At 68.8% G+C, this 14,475-nt stretch carries 16 protein-coding genes; 13 read left to right on the top strand and 3 right to left on the bottom strand.

The annotated features are described in order from the left end of the window. Positions 1-78: 78 nt before the first annotated feature. The gene (locus ACFIMZ_RS17250; protein ID WP_059612909.1) at positions 79-936 is read left to right on the top strand and encodes a cytochrome c oxidase subunit 3; all 858 of its coding nucleotides are present in this window, start codon (positions 79-81) and stop codon (positions 934-936) included. A gap of 178 nt (positions 937-1,114) precedes the next feature. Here the strand turns inward: ACFIMZ_RS17250 and ACFIMZ_RS17245 are convergent, their stop codons facing one another. Then, positions 1,115-1,324: a twin transmembrane helix small protein gene (locus tag ACFIMZ_RS17245; protein ID WP_431820566.1), complete on the bottom strand. Its 210-nt coding sequence runs from the start codon at positions 1,322-1,324 to the stop codon at positions 1,115-1,117. A gap of 84 nt (positions 1,325-1,408) precedes the next feature. On the opposite strand from ACFIMZ_RS17245, the gene ACFIMZ_RS17240 reads away from it, so the two are divergent. The 5 genes from ACFIMZ_RS17240 to ACFIMZ_RS17220 all read left to right on the top strand — a co-directional run bounded on the left by ACFIMZ_RS17240 (position 1,409) and on the right by ACFIMZ_RS17220 (position 5,489). Next, positions 1,409-2,119 carry an SURF1 family protein gene (locus ACFIMZ_RS17240; protein ID WP_431820565.1) on the top strand — a complete coding sequence of 237 codons (711 nt, stop codon included), beginning with the start codon at positions 1,409-1,411 and terminating at the stop codon, positions 2,117-2,119. Between the two features lie 63 nt (positions 2,120-2,182). Then, positions 2,183-2,803 carry an SCO family protein gene (locus tag ACFIMZ_RS17235; RefSeq protein WP_431822520.1) on the top strand — a complete coding sequence of 207 codons (621 nt, stop codon included), beginning with the start codon at positions 2,183-2,185 and terminating at the stop codon, positions 2,801-2,803. A 26-nt stretch (positions 2,804-2,829) separates the two neighbouring features. Continuing rightward, entirely contained in the window at positions 2,830-3,942 is a 1,113-nt protein-coding gene (locus ACFIMZ_RS17230; RefSeq protein WP_431820564.1) for a COX15/CtaA family protein, read from the top strand. Between the two features lie 8 nt (positions 3,943-3,950). Then, entirely contained in the window at positions 3,951-4,853 is a 903-nt protein-coding gene (cyoE, locus tag ACFIMZ_RS17225) for a heme o synthase (protein ID WP_431820563.1), read from the top strand. 18 nt (positions 4,854-4,871) lie between these two features. Next, positions 4,872-5,489: an SCO family protein gene (locus ACFIMZ_RS17220; protein WP_431820562.1), complete on the top strand. Its 618-nt coding sequence runs from the start codon at positions 4,872-4,874 to the stop codon at positions 5,487-5,489. Between the two features lie 104 nt (positions 5,490-5,593). Here the strand turns inward: ACFIMZ_RS17220 and ACFIMZ_RS17215 are convergent, their stop codons facing one another. Continuing rightward, complete coding sequence (locus ACFIMZ_RS17215; RefSeq protein WP_059719472.1) at positions 5,594-5,884, bottom strand: YciI family protein; 291 nt, start codon at positions 5,882-5,884, stop codon at positions 5,594-5,596. Positions 5,885-6,075: 191 nt separating this feature from the next. On the opposite strand from ACFIMZ_RS17215, the gene ACFIMZ_RS17210 reads away from it, so the two are divergent. Both ACFIMZ_RS17210 and ACFIMZ_RS17205 read left to right on the top strand, forming a co-directional pair. After that, on the top strand, positions 6,076-7,701 hold the full coding sequence (locus ACFIMZ_RS17210) for a methyl-accepting chemotaxis protein (RefSeq protein ID WP_431820561.1): 1,626 nt from the start codon (positions 6,076-6,078) through the stop codon (positions 7,699-7,701). Between the two features lie 201 nt (positions 7,702-7,902). Continuing rightward, positions 7,903-8,718, top strand: a complete 816-nt coding sequence (locus ACFIMZ_RS17205; protein ID WP_431820560.1) for a MetQ/NlpA family ABC transporter substrate-binding protein — start codon at positions 7,903-7,905, stop codon at positions 8,716-8,718. Between the two features lie 84 nt (positions 8,719-8,802). Here ACFIMZ_RS17205 and ACFIMZ_RS17200 read toward each other — a convergent pair whose 3' ends face one another. After that, on the bottom strand, positions 8,803-9,108 hold the full coding sequence (locus ACFIMZ_RS17200; protein ID WP_431820559.1) for a VF_A0006 family four-cysteine protein: 306 nt from the start codon (positions 9,106-9,108) through the stop codon (positions 8,803-8,805). 214 nt (positions 9,109-9,322) lie between these two features. On the opposite strand from ACFIMZ_RS17200, the gene ACFIMZ_RS17195 reads away from it, so the two are divergent. The 5 genes from ACFIMZ_RS17195 (at position 9,323) to ACFIMZ_RS17175 (ending at position 14,469) form a co-directional block, all read left to right on the top strand. After that, complete coding sequence (locus ACFIMZ_RS17195) at positions 9,323-10,288, top strand: ABC transporter substrate-binding protein (protein WP_431820558.1); 966 nt, start codon at positions 9,323-9,325, stop codon at positions 10,286-10,288. Between the two features lie 138 nt (positions 10,289-10,426). After that, complete coding sequence (locus tag ACFIMZ_RS17190) at positions 10,427-11,323, top strand: ABC transporter permease (protein ID WP_431820557.1); 897 nt, start codon at positions 10,427-10,429, stop codon at positions 11,321-11,323. Between the two features lies 1 nt (position 11,324). Further along, positions 11,325-12,119 carry an ABC transporter ATP-binding protein gene (locus ACFIMZ_RS17185; RefSeq protein WP_431820556.1) on the top strand — a complete coding sequence of 265 codons (795 nt, stop codon included), beginning with the start codon at positions 11,325-11,327 and terminating at the stop codon, positions 12,117-12,119. 231 nt (positions 12,120-12,350) lie between these two features. Continuing rightward, positions 12,351-13,058 (top strand): translesion DNA synthesis-associated protein ImuA, encoded by a 708-nt coding sequence (imuA, locus tag ACFIMZ_RS17180; protein WP_431820555.1) that lies wholly within the window; start codon positions 12,351-12,353, stop codon positions 13,056-13,058. Continuing rightward, positions 12,991-14,469 carry a Y-family DNA polymerase gene (locus ACFIMZ_RS17175; RefSeq protein WP_431820554.1) on the top strand — a complete coding sequence of 493 codons (1,479 nt, stop codon included), beginning with the start codon at positions 12,991-12,993 and terminating at the stop codon, positions 14,467-14,469. The genes imuA and ACFIMZ_RS17175 overlap by 68 nt, the downstream gene beginning before the upstream one ends. Positions 14,470-14,475: the final 6 nt, after the last annotated feature.

Below are 14,475 nucleotides of genomic sequence, written 5' to 3'. Positions count from 1 at the left end.
GGCGGCCGTCGCGCCGCGCGAGAAATAAAGCCGGAGTGGTTTCCGGGACACAAATTGGACTGAAGTGGAGAATCAAGCATGAGCGGTCAAAACCAGACCCCGTACTATTTCGTGCCGCATCCGTCGCAGCATCCGATCAGCGCGGCCGTCGGCCTGCTGGTCATGCTCGGATCGTTCGCACTGTGGCTCAACGGTCACGACTGGGCGCCTTATACCGCGCTGCTCGGCCTGCTGTGGTTCCTCTTCACGCTGTACCACTGGTTTGGCGATGCGATCGCCGAGTCCGAAGGCGGGATGTACGGCAAGCGGGTCGACGTGTCGTATCGCTGGAGCATGAGCTGGTTCATCTTCTCCGAAGTGATGTTCTTCGGCGCGTTCTTCGGCGCGCTGTTCTATGCGCGTGAAATCGCGCTGCATCAGCTCGGCAGCCTCGACTACAAGCTGATCTGGCCGGATTTCTCCGCCGTATGGCCGAACGAAGGCCCGGCCGCGCTCGCCGGCCACTTCAAGACGATGGGCCCGTGGCCGATCCCGACGCTGAACACCGCGCTGCTGCTGTCGTCGGGCGCGACGCTGACGATTTCGCACCACGCGCTGCGCGACGATCACCGCCGGAAGGCGATCGCGTGGCTGGCCGCGACCCTCGTGCTCGGCGTCTGCTTCCTGTTCACGCAGGGCTTCGAATATTTCCACGCGTACAACGAACTGAACCTGACGCTCGGCTCGGGCATCTACGGTTCGACGTTCTTCCTGCTGACGGGCTTCCACGGCTTCCACGTGTTCCTCGGCGGCACGATGCTCGCGGTGGTGCTGGTGCGGATGATCCGCGGCCACTTCAAGCCGGAACACCACTTCGCGTTCGAAGGCGCCGCGTGGTACTGGCACTTCGTCGACGTCGTCTGGCTCGGCCTGTACGTCGTCGTCTACTGGCTGTAAATGAAATGCGGCCCGCGCAGCGATGCGCGGGCCGTTTGTATTGAGGCCGCCGGACGGCGCGAGCGCGCTACCGGCAGCCAGCAGCACCCAGGCGCCGCCGCGACTTTGTCAGGCGGCGCTTTTGCTTGGTGGCCCGGCCGTGTGGCGAAATGCCGCATCGGCCGCGGCGGAAACCGCGTCAGCGCCCGATCGGAATGCCGGTCGAATGGATCCAGCCCATCCAGTTCGCGAACAGGATGAACAGGAACAGCGAGATCGACAGGCCGACGCGGGTGGCGAGCGACCAGACCATGCGCTTCGTGTGGCCGCGGTCGTGCATCATGAAATAGAGTGCCGAGACCATGCTGGCAATGATGAGGACGAAGGCGACAGGGACGAGGATGTGCATGGAGCGAACCGGACGACGGCAATTCGAAAGGAAGAGGATAATTATCGCACTTCGCTTTCGCGACAGCCTCTGCGAGGCGGCACGATGAAGATCCGCTGGCTTCCCGCGCTGCTCGTGCTGGCGGTGGTCGCGGTCACGATCCGGCTCGGTTTCTGGCAGCGCGACCGCGCGCACCAGAAGGAGGCGCTGCAGGCGAGCATCGTGCGCTACGAGCACGCGGCGCCCGTCGAGATCGGCGCGCAGCCGATTCCGCTCGCGTCGATCGAGTTCCATCGGGTGCGCGCGACCGGGCGCTTCATGCCGGAGCTCGCGGTGTTTCTCGACAATCGGCCGTATAACGACCAGCCGGGCTTTTACGTCGTGATGCCGTTTAAACTCACGGGCGGCGGCTACGTGCTCGTCAATCGCGGCTGGCTGCCGCGCAATATGGCCGAGCGCACCGCGATCGCGCCGTTCGCGACGCCGGCGGGCGACGTCGAGCTCGACGGCATCGCGCGCGCCGACGCGACGCGCGCGTTCGAGCTCGGCGAAGGCGGCTCGGCGCCGCACCAGAAGATTCGACAGAACCTGGACGTCGCCGCGTTCGCGAAGGAAACCGGCCTGCCGCTGCAGCCGTTCGTGATCCAGCAGACGAGCGACGACGGCGACAAGCTGGTGCGCGACTGGCCGGCGCCGACGACCGGCGTCGAGCGCAATTACGGTTACATGTTTCAGTGGTGGGGCATGGCGGCGGCCGCGCTCGGTTTCGGCTTGTACGCGGCGCGGCGCGCGGCGAAGAAGCCGTCCGGCGCATGAGCGGCGCGATGCCCGTGCGCGGCGGTGACGCCGCGAGTACGTTTCGAGAGGTCTGATTTGTCCATCCAATCTTCCCGTCAGGGCGCGGCGCCCGTCTCGCCGGCCGCCAGAAAGCGTGGCCGCTGGACGCTCGTGCTGCTCGGGCTCGTCTGCGCGGCGCCGATGATCGCGTCGTACTTCACCTATTACGTGATCAAGCCGAAGGGCGGCTCGACCAACTACGGCACGCTGATCGAGCCGCAGCGGCCGATTCCGCCGGACCTGACGGTCACCGACGAAACCGGCAAGACCATGCCGCTCGCGTCGCTGCGCGGCGTGTGGCTGTTCGTGATGACCGACCGCAGCGCGTGCGACGAAGCGTGCGCGAAGAAGCTTTATTTCATGCGCCAGGTGCGCGTGACGCAGGCCGGCGAACGGCACCGGGTCACGATGGTGTGGCTGCGCAGCGATGCGGGCGCGGTTCCGGACAAGGTCACCGCCGCGTACCCGGACACGCGCAGGCTCGTCGCCGATCCGGCCGCGGTCGCCAGGTGGCTGCCGGCCGACGCCGGCACGCAGGATACCGACCACCTCTACCTGGTCGACCCGAACGGCAACCTGATGATGCGCTTCCCGAAGGACCCGAACCCCAGCAAGATCAAGGCCGACGTCACGAAGCTGCTGAAGTGGTCGAGCATCGGCTGACGCGAGACTAACGAGGCAAAAATCCGATGTCGTATCTACTGCAACTCGGCCTGATCGGCTTGTGCATCGCGCTGCTGCCGCTGTCGTACGTGTGGGTGAAAGCCGACGACGACAAGTTCCGCAAGCTCGTGTGGATCACCACATTCCTGACCCTCGATCTCGTGATGTTCGGCGGCTTCACGCGGCTGACCGATTCGGGCCTCGGCTGTCCGGACTGGCCCGGCTGCTATGGCACGTCGTCGCCGTTCATCGCGCATGCGGCGATCACGGCCGCGCACCAGGCGATGCCGAGCGGCCCCGTCAGCATGACGAAGGCGTGGATCGAGATGATCCACCGCTATTTCGCGATGGCGATCGGCGTGCTGATCATCGCGCAGACGGTGATCGCGTGGGCCGCGCGGCTGCGCCGCCGGCCGCTGCATGTGTCGCCGTGGTGGCCGACGAGCCTGCTGCTGCTGATCCTCGTGCAGGGCGCGTTCGGCGCGTGGACGGTGACGATGAAGCTGCAGCCGGTGATCGTCACGATCCACCTGCTGCTCGGCCTGACGCTGCTCGGCACGCTCGGCTGGCTCGCGGCGCGGCAGACGCCGCTGCCCGCGTACGATCCGCAGGCCGGGCGCTATCGCGCGACGGCGCTCGCGGCGCTCGTGCTGCTGGTCGTCCAGATCGCGCTCGGCGGCTGGGTCAGCACCAACTACGCGGTGCTCGCGTGCACCGACTTCCCGACCTGCAACGGCCAGTGGATTCCGCCGATGGATTTCGGGCACGGCTTCCATCTGTGGCGCGCGCTCGGGATGACGAAGGACGGCGAGGCGATCACGCAGGACGCGCTCGTCGCGATCCACTGGACGCACCGCACGTTCGCGTTCGTCGTCGTCGCGTACCTGGTCGCGTTCGCGCTGAGGATGCGCCGCTTCGAATCGCTGCGGCGGCCGGCGAACGGCGTGCTGCTGGTGGTCGTGCTGCAGTTCGTGACGGGTTTGACGAATATCGTATTACAGTGGCCTTTGCCGGTCGCGGTGGTCCATAACGGGGGTGCCGCGATCCTGCTGCTGCTCGTCGTCATGTTAAACTTTCGCATCCTTTCAAGCCGCCCCGGCCGTGTCGCGCTGCCTGCGCGCGACGCCGCCCCGGCGTGACCGTCCCCATGCAAAGCACCCTTTCCCAATCGCCCGGTAGCCGGTTTTCCCAGTACATGGCGCTGACGAAGCCGCGTGTCACGCAGCTCGCCGTGTTCTGCGCGGTGATCGGCATGTTCCTCGCGACGCCGGGCATGGTGCCGTGGCGGGTGCTGATCGGCGGCACCATCGGCATCTGGCTGCTGGCGGGCTCGGCGTTCGCGATCAACTGCCTCGTCGAGCAGAAGATCGACGCGATGATGCGCCGCACCGCGTGGCGTCCGTCCGCGCGCGGCGAGATCACGACCGTGCAGATCCTGCTGTTCTCGGGCGTGCTCGGCAGCCTCGGCGCATGGACGCTCTACACGTTCACGAACGCGCTGACGATGTGGCTGACGATCGCGACGTTCGTCGGCTACGCGGTGATCTACACGCTGTTGCTGAAGCCGATGACGCCGCAGAACATCGTGATCGGCGGCGCGTCGGGCGCGATGCCGCCGGCGCTCGGCTGGGCCGCGGTGACGGGCGCGGTGCCCGGCGACGCGTGGATCCTCGTGCTGATCATCTTCGTGTGGACCCCGCCGCATTTCTGGGTGCTCGCGCTGTACCGCCGCAAGGACTACGAGAACGCGGGCCTGCCGATGCTGCCCGTCACGCACGGCGAGAAGTTCACGCGGCTGCACATCCTGCTCTACACGGTGATCCTGTTCGCGGTCACGATGATGCCGTTCATCTCGGGGATGAGCGGGGCCGTTTACCTGACGAGCGCGGTGCTGCTCGGCGCGGTGTTCCTCGCGTACGCGTGGAAGATCCACCGCGAGTACTCGGACGAACTGGCCCGCAAGGCCTTCCGCTACTCGATCGTCTACCTGTCGCTGCTGTTCGCGGCGCTGCTCGTCGACCACTATGCACGCCCGCTGCTCGGCGTGTAACCGCACGGTTTGAATACGATGCTTCGTTCATGGTTCGGGCGCCGCGCGCGCCAAGGCTGGATGCTCGGGTGCGCATTCGCGGCTGCGATGCTGCTCGCGGCGTGCGACAACGCGCCGAAATTCCAGAATCTCGACATCACCGGCAACACGCAGTTCGGCAGCGATTTCGCGCTGCCCGACACGGCCGGCAAGGTGCGCACGCTCGGCGACTTCAAGGGCCGCGCGGTCGTGGTGTTCTTCGGCTATACGCATTGCCCGGACGTCTGCCCGACGACGATGGCCGAGCTGTCCGAAGCGCTCAAGCAGCTCGGGCCGGACGCCGCGAAGCGCGTGCAGGTGCTGTTCGTCACCATCGATCCGGAGCGCGACACGGCCGCGCTGCTCGGCCAGTACGTGCCGGCGTTCGATCCGTCGTTCATCGGCCTGCGGCCCGCGGACGAAGCGCAGCTGAAGAAGGTGACGAAGGATTTCCGCGTCTATTACGCGAAAGTGCCGGGCAAGGCGCCCGGCAGCTACACGATGGATCACACCGCCGCGAGCTACGTGTTCGACACGAACGGCAAGCTGCGCCTCTTCGTGCGCGACGGCCAGGGCCCCGGCCCGTGGGTGCACGACCTGAAACTGCTGCTCGGCTGAGCCGCAGGGCGGGGCGGCGCGCGCCGTTCCGCGCATTCTCTTTTCCCGCCTGTTCTCCGTTTCGCATGCGCAGGCCGTCGCCCGGCAGGCGCCGGCGCGTCACGTCACGGCAGTGCCGGCAGCACGACGCCCGGCGCCGCGCGCGTCATCCGGAATTCGGTCACGCGGTAGTTAGCGAGGCCTTCGGTGACGAACGGATCGGTCTGCAGGATCGCTTCCAGTTCGTCGCGATCGATGCGCGCCGCGAGGATCATGCCGCCGTCGCGCGGCACCTTCGGCCCCGCCGCGATGAAAATCCCCTTGTCCAGCAGCGGCTGCAGATATGCGCGATGGCGCTCGAGCGCGTCGTCGATGCGATCGAGCGGCGCGGTGTAGTGAATGTCGATGACGTACATGGGTGGCCTCGGAATGTCGCCGGGACGCGGTGCGCCGGCAGGCAATCTTGTAGCACAGGCCGCCCTGCGTGTCGCGTTGCATTCAAGTTGTAAGCGTCGCTGCCGTCATTACGTGTGCAATCGATTGCGCGCGGCGGGCCGTTCGCGCGCGCGTTGCGTCACCCATCGACATCGATAACAAGGCACGGACGATGAGCAGAATGAGTTTGAACCGCAAGCTGTGGCTCGCACTGGCGCTGGTATGGATCGGCCTGCTGGGCGTCGGCGCATGGAGCGCGTTCGAGACGCGCGCGACGATGCTCGCGGAGCGCAAGGAGGGCATGGCCAACCTCGTCGAGGCGGCGGCCGGCATCGCGAAGTCGTACCACGCGCTCGCGCAGGCCGGCACGCTGCCCGAGGCCGACGCGAAGCGCGATGCGCTCGCGAGCCTCGCCGCGATGCGCTACGGCGAGTCGGGCTACGTGTTCGTGATGGATTCGAAGCCGGTCGTGCTGATGCACCCGACGCTGCCGAAGCTGGTCGGCACGCAGGTCGGCGACTACAAGGACCCGGACGGCAAGCCGCTGTTCGTGACGATCCTGAACGCCGCGAAGGCCACCGGCAGCGGTTTCGCCGAATATCGCGGGCGCCTGCCGCACAGCGAGACCGCGGTGCCGAAGATCAGCTACGTCACGCGCTTCGCGCCGTGGGACTGGAACATCTCGAGCGGCGTGTACGTGAAGGACATCGATACGGTCTACTACGAGACGCTGCTCGGCCACCTCGCCGTGGTGCTCGTGATCGGCCTCGTGATCACCGCGGCGATGGTCGTGATCATCCGCAACGTGCGCGGCAGCCTCGGCGGCGAGCCGGACGAAGCCGCGGCGCTTGCGGCGCGCATCGCGGGGGGCGACCTGACGCAGCCGGTGCCGGTGCGTGCGGGCGACCGCACGAGCATGATGGCGGCGATGCACACGATGCAGGATCGCCTGCAGGCGACGATCAGTGGCATCCGCCAGTCGGCCGAATCGATCGCGTCGGCGAGCCGCCAGATCGCATCCGGCAACGACGACCTGTCGCAGCGCACGGAGGAGCAGGCGGCGTCGCTGGAGGAGACGGCGGCGAGCATGGAGCAGCTGACCGCGACCGTGAAGCAGAACGCCGACAACGCGCGGCAGGCGAGCGGGCTCGCGAACAACGCATCGGAGATCGCGCGCGCCGGGCACGACGTCGTGAACCGCGTGATCGGCACGATGGGCGAGATCGACGACAGTTCGCGCAAGATCGCCGACATCATCGGCGTGATCGAGGGCATCGCGTTCCAGACCAACATCCTGGCGCTGAACGCTGCGGTCGAGGCGGCGCGCGCGGGCGAGCAGGGCCGCGGCTTCGCGGTCGTCGCGGGCGAGGTGCGCTCGCTCGCGCAGCGCAGCGCCACGGCCGCGAAGGAGATTCGCGCGCTGATCGTCGATTCGGTCGACCGGGTGCGCAACGGGTCGACGCTGGTCGGCCAGGCCGGCACGACGATGGGCGAGATCCTGCAGGCGGTCGCGCGCGTGACGGACATCATGGGCGAGATCGCGGCGGCGTCCGAGGAGCAGGCGAGCGGCATCACGCAGGTCGGCCGCGCGGTCACGCAGATGGACCAGGTGACGCAGCAGAACGCGGCGCTCGTCGAGGAAGCGACCGCGGCCGCCGCGTCGCTGCAGGAGCAGGCGGCGCGGCTGCGCGACGCAGTGGGGGCGTTCCGGGTCGTCGGCGCCGGCGCGGCGCGCGCCCGGCCGGCGGCCGCGCCGGTGTTCCGCGAAGAGACGGCGGTCGAAGCGACGCCCGCGTGACGTGGGGGCGGCGCGGACCGACGGGCAGCGCAGATTAATGCAACTAACGGCCTGTCCCGCCGTCCCCCGCGCAACGCATACCCATATGAGCGGGATGTATTTCACTTCCCGCCGATCCTGTGACACCATTTGCCCCTTTCCCGCGAGCCGGGACATACCCGCATCGCGCCCTTTTATAGTTAGCAAGAAAGCGAGAAACAGATGAAGCGTCGCAGTCTCCTGAAAGTGTTTTCCGTGCTGGCAACCGGCGCCGCGCTGACGATGTCGGCGGGTGCGCATGCCGACGACAAGGTGGTCAAGGTCGGCACGGTGGCCGGTCCGGACGCGGAAGTGTGGCAGGTCGTGCAGAAGGTCGCGAAGGAGAAGGAAGGCCTGAACGTGAAGGTCATCGAGTTCAACGACTACGTGCAGCCGAACGCGGCGCTCGACGCGGGCGACCTCGACGCGAACAGCTTCCAGCACCAGCCGTACCTCGACAGCCAGGTGAAGCAGCGCGGCTACAAGCTCGTCAGCGCGGGCCTGACCTACATCTCGCCGATCGGCGTCTACTCGAAGAAGTTCAAGGCGCTGAAGGACCTGCCGCAAGGCGCGAAGCTCGCGGTGCCGAACGATCCGTCGAACGAGAACCGCGCGCTGCTGCTGCTGCAGGCGCAGGGCGTGATCAAGCTGAAGGCCGGCGCGGGCACGGGCGGCAACAACGCGACGGTGCTCGACATCGCCGACAACCCGAAGAAGCTGAAGATCTCCGAGCTGGACGCGGCGCAACTGCCGCGCGTGCTGTCGGACGTCGACGCGGCCGTGATCAACACGAACTACGCGATCGCCGCGAACCTGCAGCCGACGAAGGACGCGATCGCGCTCGAATCGCTGACGAGCCCGTACGCGAACCTGATCGCGGTGCGCGCGAAGGACAAGGACCAGCCGTGGGTGAAGAAGCTGGTCAAGGCGTACCAGTCGCCGGAAGTGAAGGAATTCATCAAGAAGCAGTTCAAGGGCTCGATGGTCGCGTCGTTCTGAACGCGCCGGATCGACTCCGGAATGCCGAACGGGGCCTGCGCAAGCAGGCCCTTTTTTCTTGCGCGGCGCATCGGGCGATGCGCGCTACATGTCGCCGCGCCGCGAGCAGATCGTCAGGATCTCCCGGATCGCGACGTTGTCCCGGACGCCGGGCAGCGACTGCAGTATGCATTCGTGATATCGCCTTTCGCGCGGCAGCAGCATCGCGTTGTTGAGATAGAGCGCATCGCAGGACTGTCGGATCAGGCGCGCCGCCGCGGGGTTCCAGCTGTCGCGCAGCGACAGCAGCACGCATTCGTCGTATTGCGCGTAACCGTCGGTCAGCGCGGACGCGGCGACCGGCATCACCGCCAGCATGACGCTCGCGATCGAGCGGACAGCCCACGACATGTTGGCTCCAGTCGGTTGGATTGTGCTGCAACCAGCATAGTGCATCCGCGGTGGTTCATCCGGCGGGTCACGCCGCCCCGGCGCGCGTAAGCGGACGGTCAGGAAGTGGTCTGCGGAAATGGTATGCTCGCTTTCGCCGCCGCGCACCGTTGCAGGTGCGCCGCCGCAGCGGAGACACCATCAACCAGAACCGAGAATACGGGGAGACACACCCATGAAGCGTTTCAAGACTTTCGCGATCCGTTCGATCACGGCCGGCGTTGCCGCGCTGGCGCTGGCCGGCGCCGTGCAGGCGCAGACCGTCAAGGTGCTGTCGATCGTCGATCACCCGGCGCTCGACGCGATCCGCGACGGCGTGCGCGCGGAACTGAAGGCCGAAGGCTACGGCGACGACAAGCTCAAGTGGGAATACCAGAGCGCGCAGGGCAACACGGGCACCGCCGCGCAGATCGCGCGCAAGTTCGTCGGCGACCAGCCCGACGTGATCGTCGCGATCGCGACGCCGGCCGCGCAGGCGGTCGTCGCGTCGACGAAGAGCGTGCCGGTCGTCTACTCGGGCGTGACCGATCCGGTCGCCGCGCAGCTCGTGAAGGGCTGGGGCCCGGCGGGCGCCAACGTGACGGGCGTGTCCGACAAGCTGCCGCTCGACCGCCAGGTCGCGCTGATCAAGCGCGTGGTGCCGAAGGCGAAGACGGTCGGCATGGTCTACAACCCGGGCGAAGCGAATTCGGTCGTCGTCGTGAAGGAGCTCAAGGAGATCCTCGCGAAGCAGGGGATGACGCTCAAGGAAGCGGCCGCGCCGCGCACCGTCGACATCGGCCCGGCCGCGAAGAGCCTGATCGGCAAGGTCGACGTGATCTACACGAACACCGACAACAACGTCGTGTCCGCGTACGAAGCGCTCGTGAAGGTCGCGAACGAAGCGAAGATCCCGCTCGTCGCGGGCGACACCGACAGCGTGAAGCGCGGCGGCATCGCGGCGCTCGGCATCAACTACGGCGATCTCGGCCGGCAGACCGGCAAGGTCGTCGCGCGCATCCTGAAGGGCGAGAAGCCGGGCGCGATCGCGTCGGAGACGAGCAGCAACCTCGAGCTGTTCGTGAACACGGGCGCGGCCGCGAAGCAGGGCGTGACGCTGTCGCAGGATCTCGTCAAGGACGCGAAGACGGTCATCAAGTAAGCCGCTGCCGGCCGCCGCGCTTGAAGGCCCCGATCCGGGCCTGAACGAAACCGCCGGACGCTCGGCCCTTACCGGGGCCGCTCGTTCGCTTCGCCCGGCCGCACCCGTCCGGCCGGGAAGCAACAGGATTTCCCCACCATGTCTCTGTTCTCGTTTCTGGGCGCACTGGAGATCGGCCTGATCTTCAGCCTCGTCGCGCTCGGGGTGCTGATCTCGTTCCGCATCCTCAACTTTCCCGACCTGACCGTCGACGGCAGCTTCCCGCTCGGCGGTGCCGTGGCCGCGACGCTGATCTCGGCCGGCTTCGACCCGTTCGCGGCGACCGGCTTCGCGATCGTCGCGGGCGCCGTGGCCGGCTTCGTCACCGGCTGGCTCAACGTGCGCCTGAAGATCATGGATCTGCTCGCCAGCATCCTGATGATGATCGCGCTCTATTCGGTGAACCTGCGGATCATGGGCCGGCCGAACGTGCCGCTCATCACCGAGCCGACGCTCTTCACCGTGCTGCAGCCGGACTGGCTGCCCGACTACGTGCTGCGCCCGGCGCTGCTCGCCGTCGTCGTCGTGGTCGCGAAGCTCGGCCTCGACTGGTTCTTCTCGTCGCAGCTCGGCCTCGCGATGCGCGCGACCGGCGCGAACCCGCGGATGGCGCGCGCGCAGGGCATCGCCACCGGCCGCGCGACGCTCGCCGGGATGGCGCTGTCGAACGCGCTCGTCGCGCTCGCGGGGGCCCTCTTCGCGCAGACGCAGGGCGGCGCGGACATCTCGATGGGGATCGGCACGATCGTGATCGGGCTGGCCGCGGTGATCATCGGCGAGACGCTGCTGCCCGCGCGCCGGCTGGTGCTGACGACGCTCGCGGTCGTGCTCGGCGCGATCGTCTACCGCTTCTTCATCGCGCTCGCGCTGAACAGCGAATTCATCGGCCTGAAGGCGCAGGACCTGAACCTGGTGACCGCCGCGCTCGTCACGATCGCGCTGGTGCTGCCGGCGACGCGCAAGAAGCTGTTCGCGCGCAAGAACGGAGGGGCATGACATGCTGTCCGCACAAGACCTGAAACTCACGTTCAATCCCGGCACGCCGATCGAGACGCGTGCGCTGCGCGGGCTGTCGCTCGATATTCCGGACGGCCAGTTCGTCGCGGTGATCGGCTCGAACGGCGCGGGCAAGTCGACCTTCCTCAACGCGATCAGCGGCGACCAGGCGGTCGATGCGGGCCGCATCGCGATCGACGGCGCGGACGTCACGCGCCAGCCCGCGTGGGACCGCGCGCACCTCGTCGCGCGCGTGTTCCAGGACCCGATGGCCGGCACCTGCGAGGCGCTGACGATCGAGGAGAACATGGCGCTCGCGATGGCGCGGGGCGGGCGGCGCGGCTTCAAGGCCGCGCTCGATCGGCCGTCGCGCGAGCTGTTTCGCGACAAGCTGCGGCTGCTCAATCTCGGCCTCGAGAACCGGCTGACCGACCGGATCGGGCTGCTGTCGGGCGGCCAGCGGCAGGCCGTGAGCCTGCTGATGGCGTCGCTGCGGCCGTCGCGGATCCTGCTGCTCGACGAGCATACGGCCGCGCTCGACCCGAAGACGGCCGCGTTCGTGCTGGAGCTGACCGCGCGCATCGTCGCCGAGAGCCGGCTGACGACGATGATGGTCACGCACAGCATGCGGCAGGCGCTCGACTACGGCGACCGCACGGTGATGCTGCACCAGGGGCAGGTCGTGCTCGACGTGTCGGGCGACGCGCGCAAGGGGCTCGACGTGCCGGACCTGCTGCAGATGTTCGAGAGGGTGCGGCACGAGCAGCTCGACGACGATGCGCTGCTGCTTGGCTGATGCGCGGCGCGTGGGCCGGCCGGCACAGCCGCGCCGGCCGGTCGCTCCGAGTCGGTTGATCAAGCCGGGCCGAACCTGGCCGGGCCGAACCTGACCGGGCGCGTCGCCTCGTGACGCCCGGCCCGGCTTGCTCCCCGTCCTTCGTCTGATGAAAAGCCGGTTTCGCACCGGCGCTGTGCGACGCGAGCGCATTGCCATATACTGTATATCCATACAGTTGTGGGTGGCGTCATGCTCGCATCCTCCATTTCTCCTGAATCCCTTCATCCGTCGCTATGGCGCGGCTCGCAGCTCGCGCGCGGCGGTCCGCGCACGATCGACACGGGTTTCGCGTCGCTGTCCGCCGAGTTGCCGGGCGGCGGCTGGCCGGTCGGCGGGCTCGTCGAACTGCTGGCCGCGCAGCCGGGCTGCGGCGAGATGCGGCTGCTCGCGCCCGCGCTCGCGCACACCGTCAGCGCCCGGCGGCCGCTCGCGCTCGTCGCGCCGCCGCAGTCGCCGCATGCGACCGCGCTCGCCGGTCTCGGCGTGCCGGCCGACGCGCTGCTGTGGCTGCGCGCCGGCAGCCGCACGGACGCGCTGTGGGCCGCCGAGCAGGCGCTCAAGACAGGCTGCTGCGGTGCGCTGCTGCTCTGGCAGGACGCGCGGCCCGATGCGCTGCGGCGCCTGCATCTCGCGGCCGCGCGCACGGGCGACACGCTGTTCGTGATGCTGCGCCCGCTGCCGGCCGCGCGGCAGCCGTCGCCGGCCGTGCTGCGCGTCGCGCTGCATCCGGTGCCGGGCGGCGTGTCGATCGACATCGTCAAGCGTCGCGGCCCCGCACGCAGCGAGCCGCTCGTGCTCGACCTGCCGTCGCCCATCGTGGAGAGCCGCTATGCGCGTCTTGCTCGGCATCCATCTGCCGCGCCTGCCGCTCGACGTGCGCGCCCCGCCGCCGTCTGACGGCGAGGCCGGCTGTGCGGTGCTCGAGCAGGGCGTCGTGCTGATCGCCGACGCGGCCGCGCACCGGCAGGGCGTGCGCGCGGGCATGAAGCGCGGCGGCGTGCTGACGCTCGCGCCGCACACGCAGCTCGTCGAGCGCGACCCGGCGCGCGAGGCCGATGCGCTGCGCGCGGTCGCGCTCGCGCTGCTGCGCTTCTCGCCGTGCGTCGCGCTCGACGACGAAGCGACGCTCGTCGTCGATGTCGGCCCGAGCCTGCGCCTGTTCGGCGGCCTGCCGTCGCTGTGCCGCCAGGTGCGCGCGACGCTCGCGGCGCTCGGCTATGCAGCGTGCCTGTCCGCCGCGCCGACCGGGCGCGGCGCGTGGCTGCTCGCGCGCGCGTCGGCCCGCTCGCGCAGCCGGCGCCGGGTGGCCGGCCATGCGTCGCTCGTCCGCGCGCTCGACGCTCTGCCGTGCGTGCTGCTGCCCGACGCGCGTCCGTATGCGGACTGGTTCGACGGCCTCGGCTGCCGCACGCTGGCCGACCTGCGCGGCCTGCCGCGCGCGGGGCTGCAGCGCCGCTGCGGTCCCGCGCTGCTGGCCGCGCTCGACCGCGCATACGGCGATGCGGTCGAGCCGCTGGCGTGGATGCCGGTGCCGCCCGTGTTCGACGTGCGGCTCGAATTGCCGGAGCGCGTCGAATACGCGGAGGCCGTGCTGTTCGCCGCGCGGCGACTCGTCGTGCAGCTGTGCGGCTGGCTGTCCGCGCGGCAGCTGTCGCTGGCCGCGATGACGTTCGGTCTCGAGCACGAGCGCGGCCGCCAGGCCGTGCCGCCGACCCCGCTCGAACTCGCGTTCGCGTCGCCCGTGCGCGACGAGGCGCACTTCATGCGGCTGCTCGGCGAGCGGCTTGCCCGCGTCGAGCTGCCCGCCGCGGTGATCGCGGTGCGCCTGACGGCCACGCGTGTCGAGTCAGTCGCGCCGCCGGCCGATGACCTGTTTCCCGAGCCGGGCGGCACGCGCGAGACGCGTGCGCGGCTCATCGAGCTGCTGGTCGCGCGGCTTGGCGCGGAGAACGTATTGCGCGCGGCGCCCGTCGCCGATCACCGGCCCGAGGCCGCGAACCGCTGGCTGCCGCTCGACGCGCAGGCCGGCAAGCCGGCTGCCGGGCCGCCGGCCGCGCCGCCGCGTCCCGTGTGGCTGCTGGCCGAGCCGCAGCCGCTGCTGATGCGCGAGAACCGGCCGGTGTTCCATACGCCGCTCAGGATGATGTCGTCGCCCGAGCGGATCGAGGCGGGGTGGTTCGACGGTCAGCTGGCTGCACGCGATTACTGCGTTGCGCAGGACGAGGCCGGCGCGTGTTACTGGGTATTCAAGGAGCGGTCGGGGAGCGAGTCCGAACCGCGCTGGTTCCTGCACGGCCTGTTCGGGTGAGTGGTG

Source organism: Burkholderia sp. F1 (genome assembly GCF_050813845.1).
GTDB lineage: Bacteria > Pseudomonadota > Gammaproteobacteria > Burkholderiales > Burkholderiaceae > Burkholderia > Burkholderia ubonensis.
Note: the sequence above shows the minus strand (reverse complement) of the source record. Positions and strands in the feature narration are given on the sequence as shown.

Bases quoted from the DNA above. Each gene is read 5' to 3' on its own strand.
- ACFIMZ_RS17200 (WP_431820559.1), bottom strand. From the start codon at position 9,108: ATGTCGTGGGCTGTCCGCTCGATCGCGAGCGTCATGCTGGCGGTGATG.
- ACFIMZ_RS17210 (WP_431820561.1), top strand. From the start codon at position 6,076: ATGAGCAGAATGAGTTTGAACCGCAAGCTGTGGCTCGCACTGGCGCTG.
- ACFIMZ_RS17220 (WP_431820562.1), top strand. From the start codon at position 4,872: ATGCTTCGTTCATGGTTCGGGCGCCGCGCGCGCCAAGGCTGGATGCTC.
- ACFIMZ_RS17240 (WP_431820565.1), top strand. From the start codon at position 1,409: ATGAAGATCCGCTGGCTTCCCGCGCTGCTCGTGCTGGCGGTGGTCGCG.
- ACFIMZ_RS17195 (WP_431820558.1), top strand. From the start codon at position 9,323: ATGAAGCGTTTCAAGACTTTCGCGATCCGTTCGATCACGGCCGGCGTT.
- ACFIMZ_RS17205 (WP_431820560.1), top strand. From the start codon at position 7,903: ATGAAGCGTCGCAGTCTCCTGAAAGTGTTTTCCGTGCTGGCAACCGGC.
- ACFIMZ_RS17250 (WP_059612909.1), top strand. From the start codon at position 79: ATGAGCGGTCAAAACCAGACCCCGTACTATTTCGTGCCGCATCCGTCG.
- ACFIMZ_RS17190 (WP_431820557.1), top strand. From the start codon at position 10,427: ATGTCTCTGTTCTCGTTTCTGGGCGCACTGGAGATCGGCCTGATCTTC.
- cyoE (WP_431820563.1), top strand. From the start codon at position 3,951: ATGCAAAGCACCCTTTCCCAATCGCCCGGTAGCCGGTTTTCCCAGTAC.
- ACFIMZ_RS17215 (WP_059719472.1), bottom strand. From the start codon at position 5,884: ATGTACGTCATCGACATTCACTACACCGCGCCGCTCGATCGCATCGAC.
- imuA (WP_431820555.1), top strand. From the start codon at position 12,351: ATGCTCGCATCCTCCATTTCTCCTGAATCCCTTCATCCGTCGCTATGG.
- ACFIMZ_RS17175 (WP_431820554.1), top strand. From the start codon at position 12,991: ATGCGCGTCTTGCTCGGCATCCATCTGCCGCGCCTGCCGCTCGACGTG.
- ACFIMZ_RS17230 (WP_431820564.1), top strand. From the start codon at position 2,830: ATGTCGTATCTACTGCAACTCGGCCTGATCGGCTTGTGCATCGCGCTG.
- ACFIMZ_RS17245 (WP_431820566.1), bottom strand. From the start codon at position 1,324: ATGCACATCCTCGTCCCTGTCGCCTTCGTCCTCATCATTGCCAGCATG.
- ACFIMZ_RS17185 (WP_431820556.1), top strand. From the start codon at position 11,325: ATGCTGTCCGCACAAGACCTGAAACTCACGTTCAATCCCGGCACGCCG.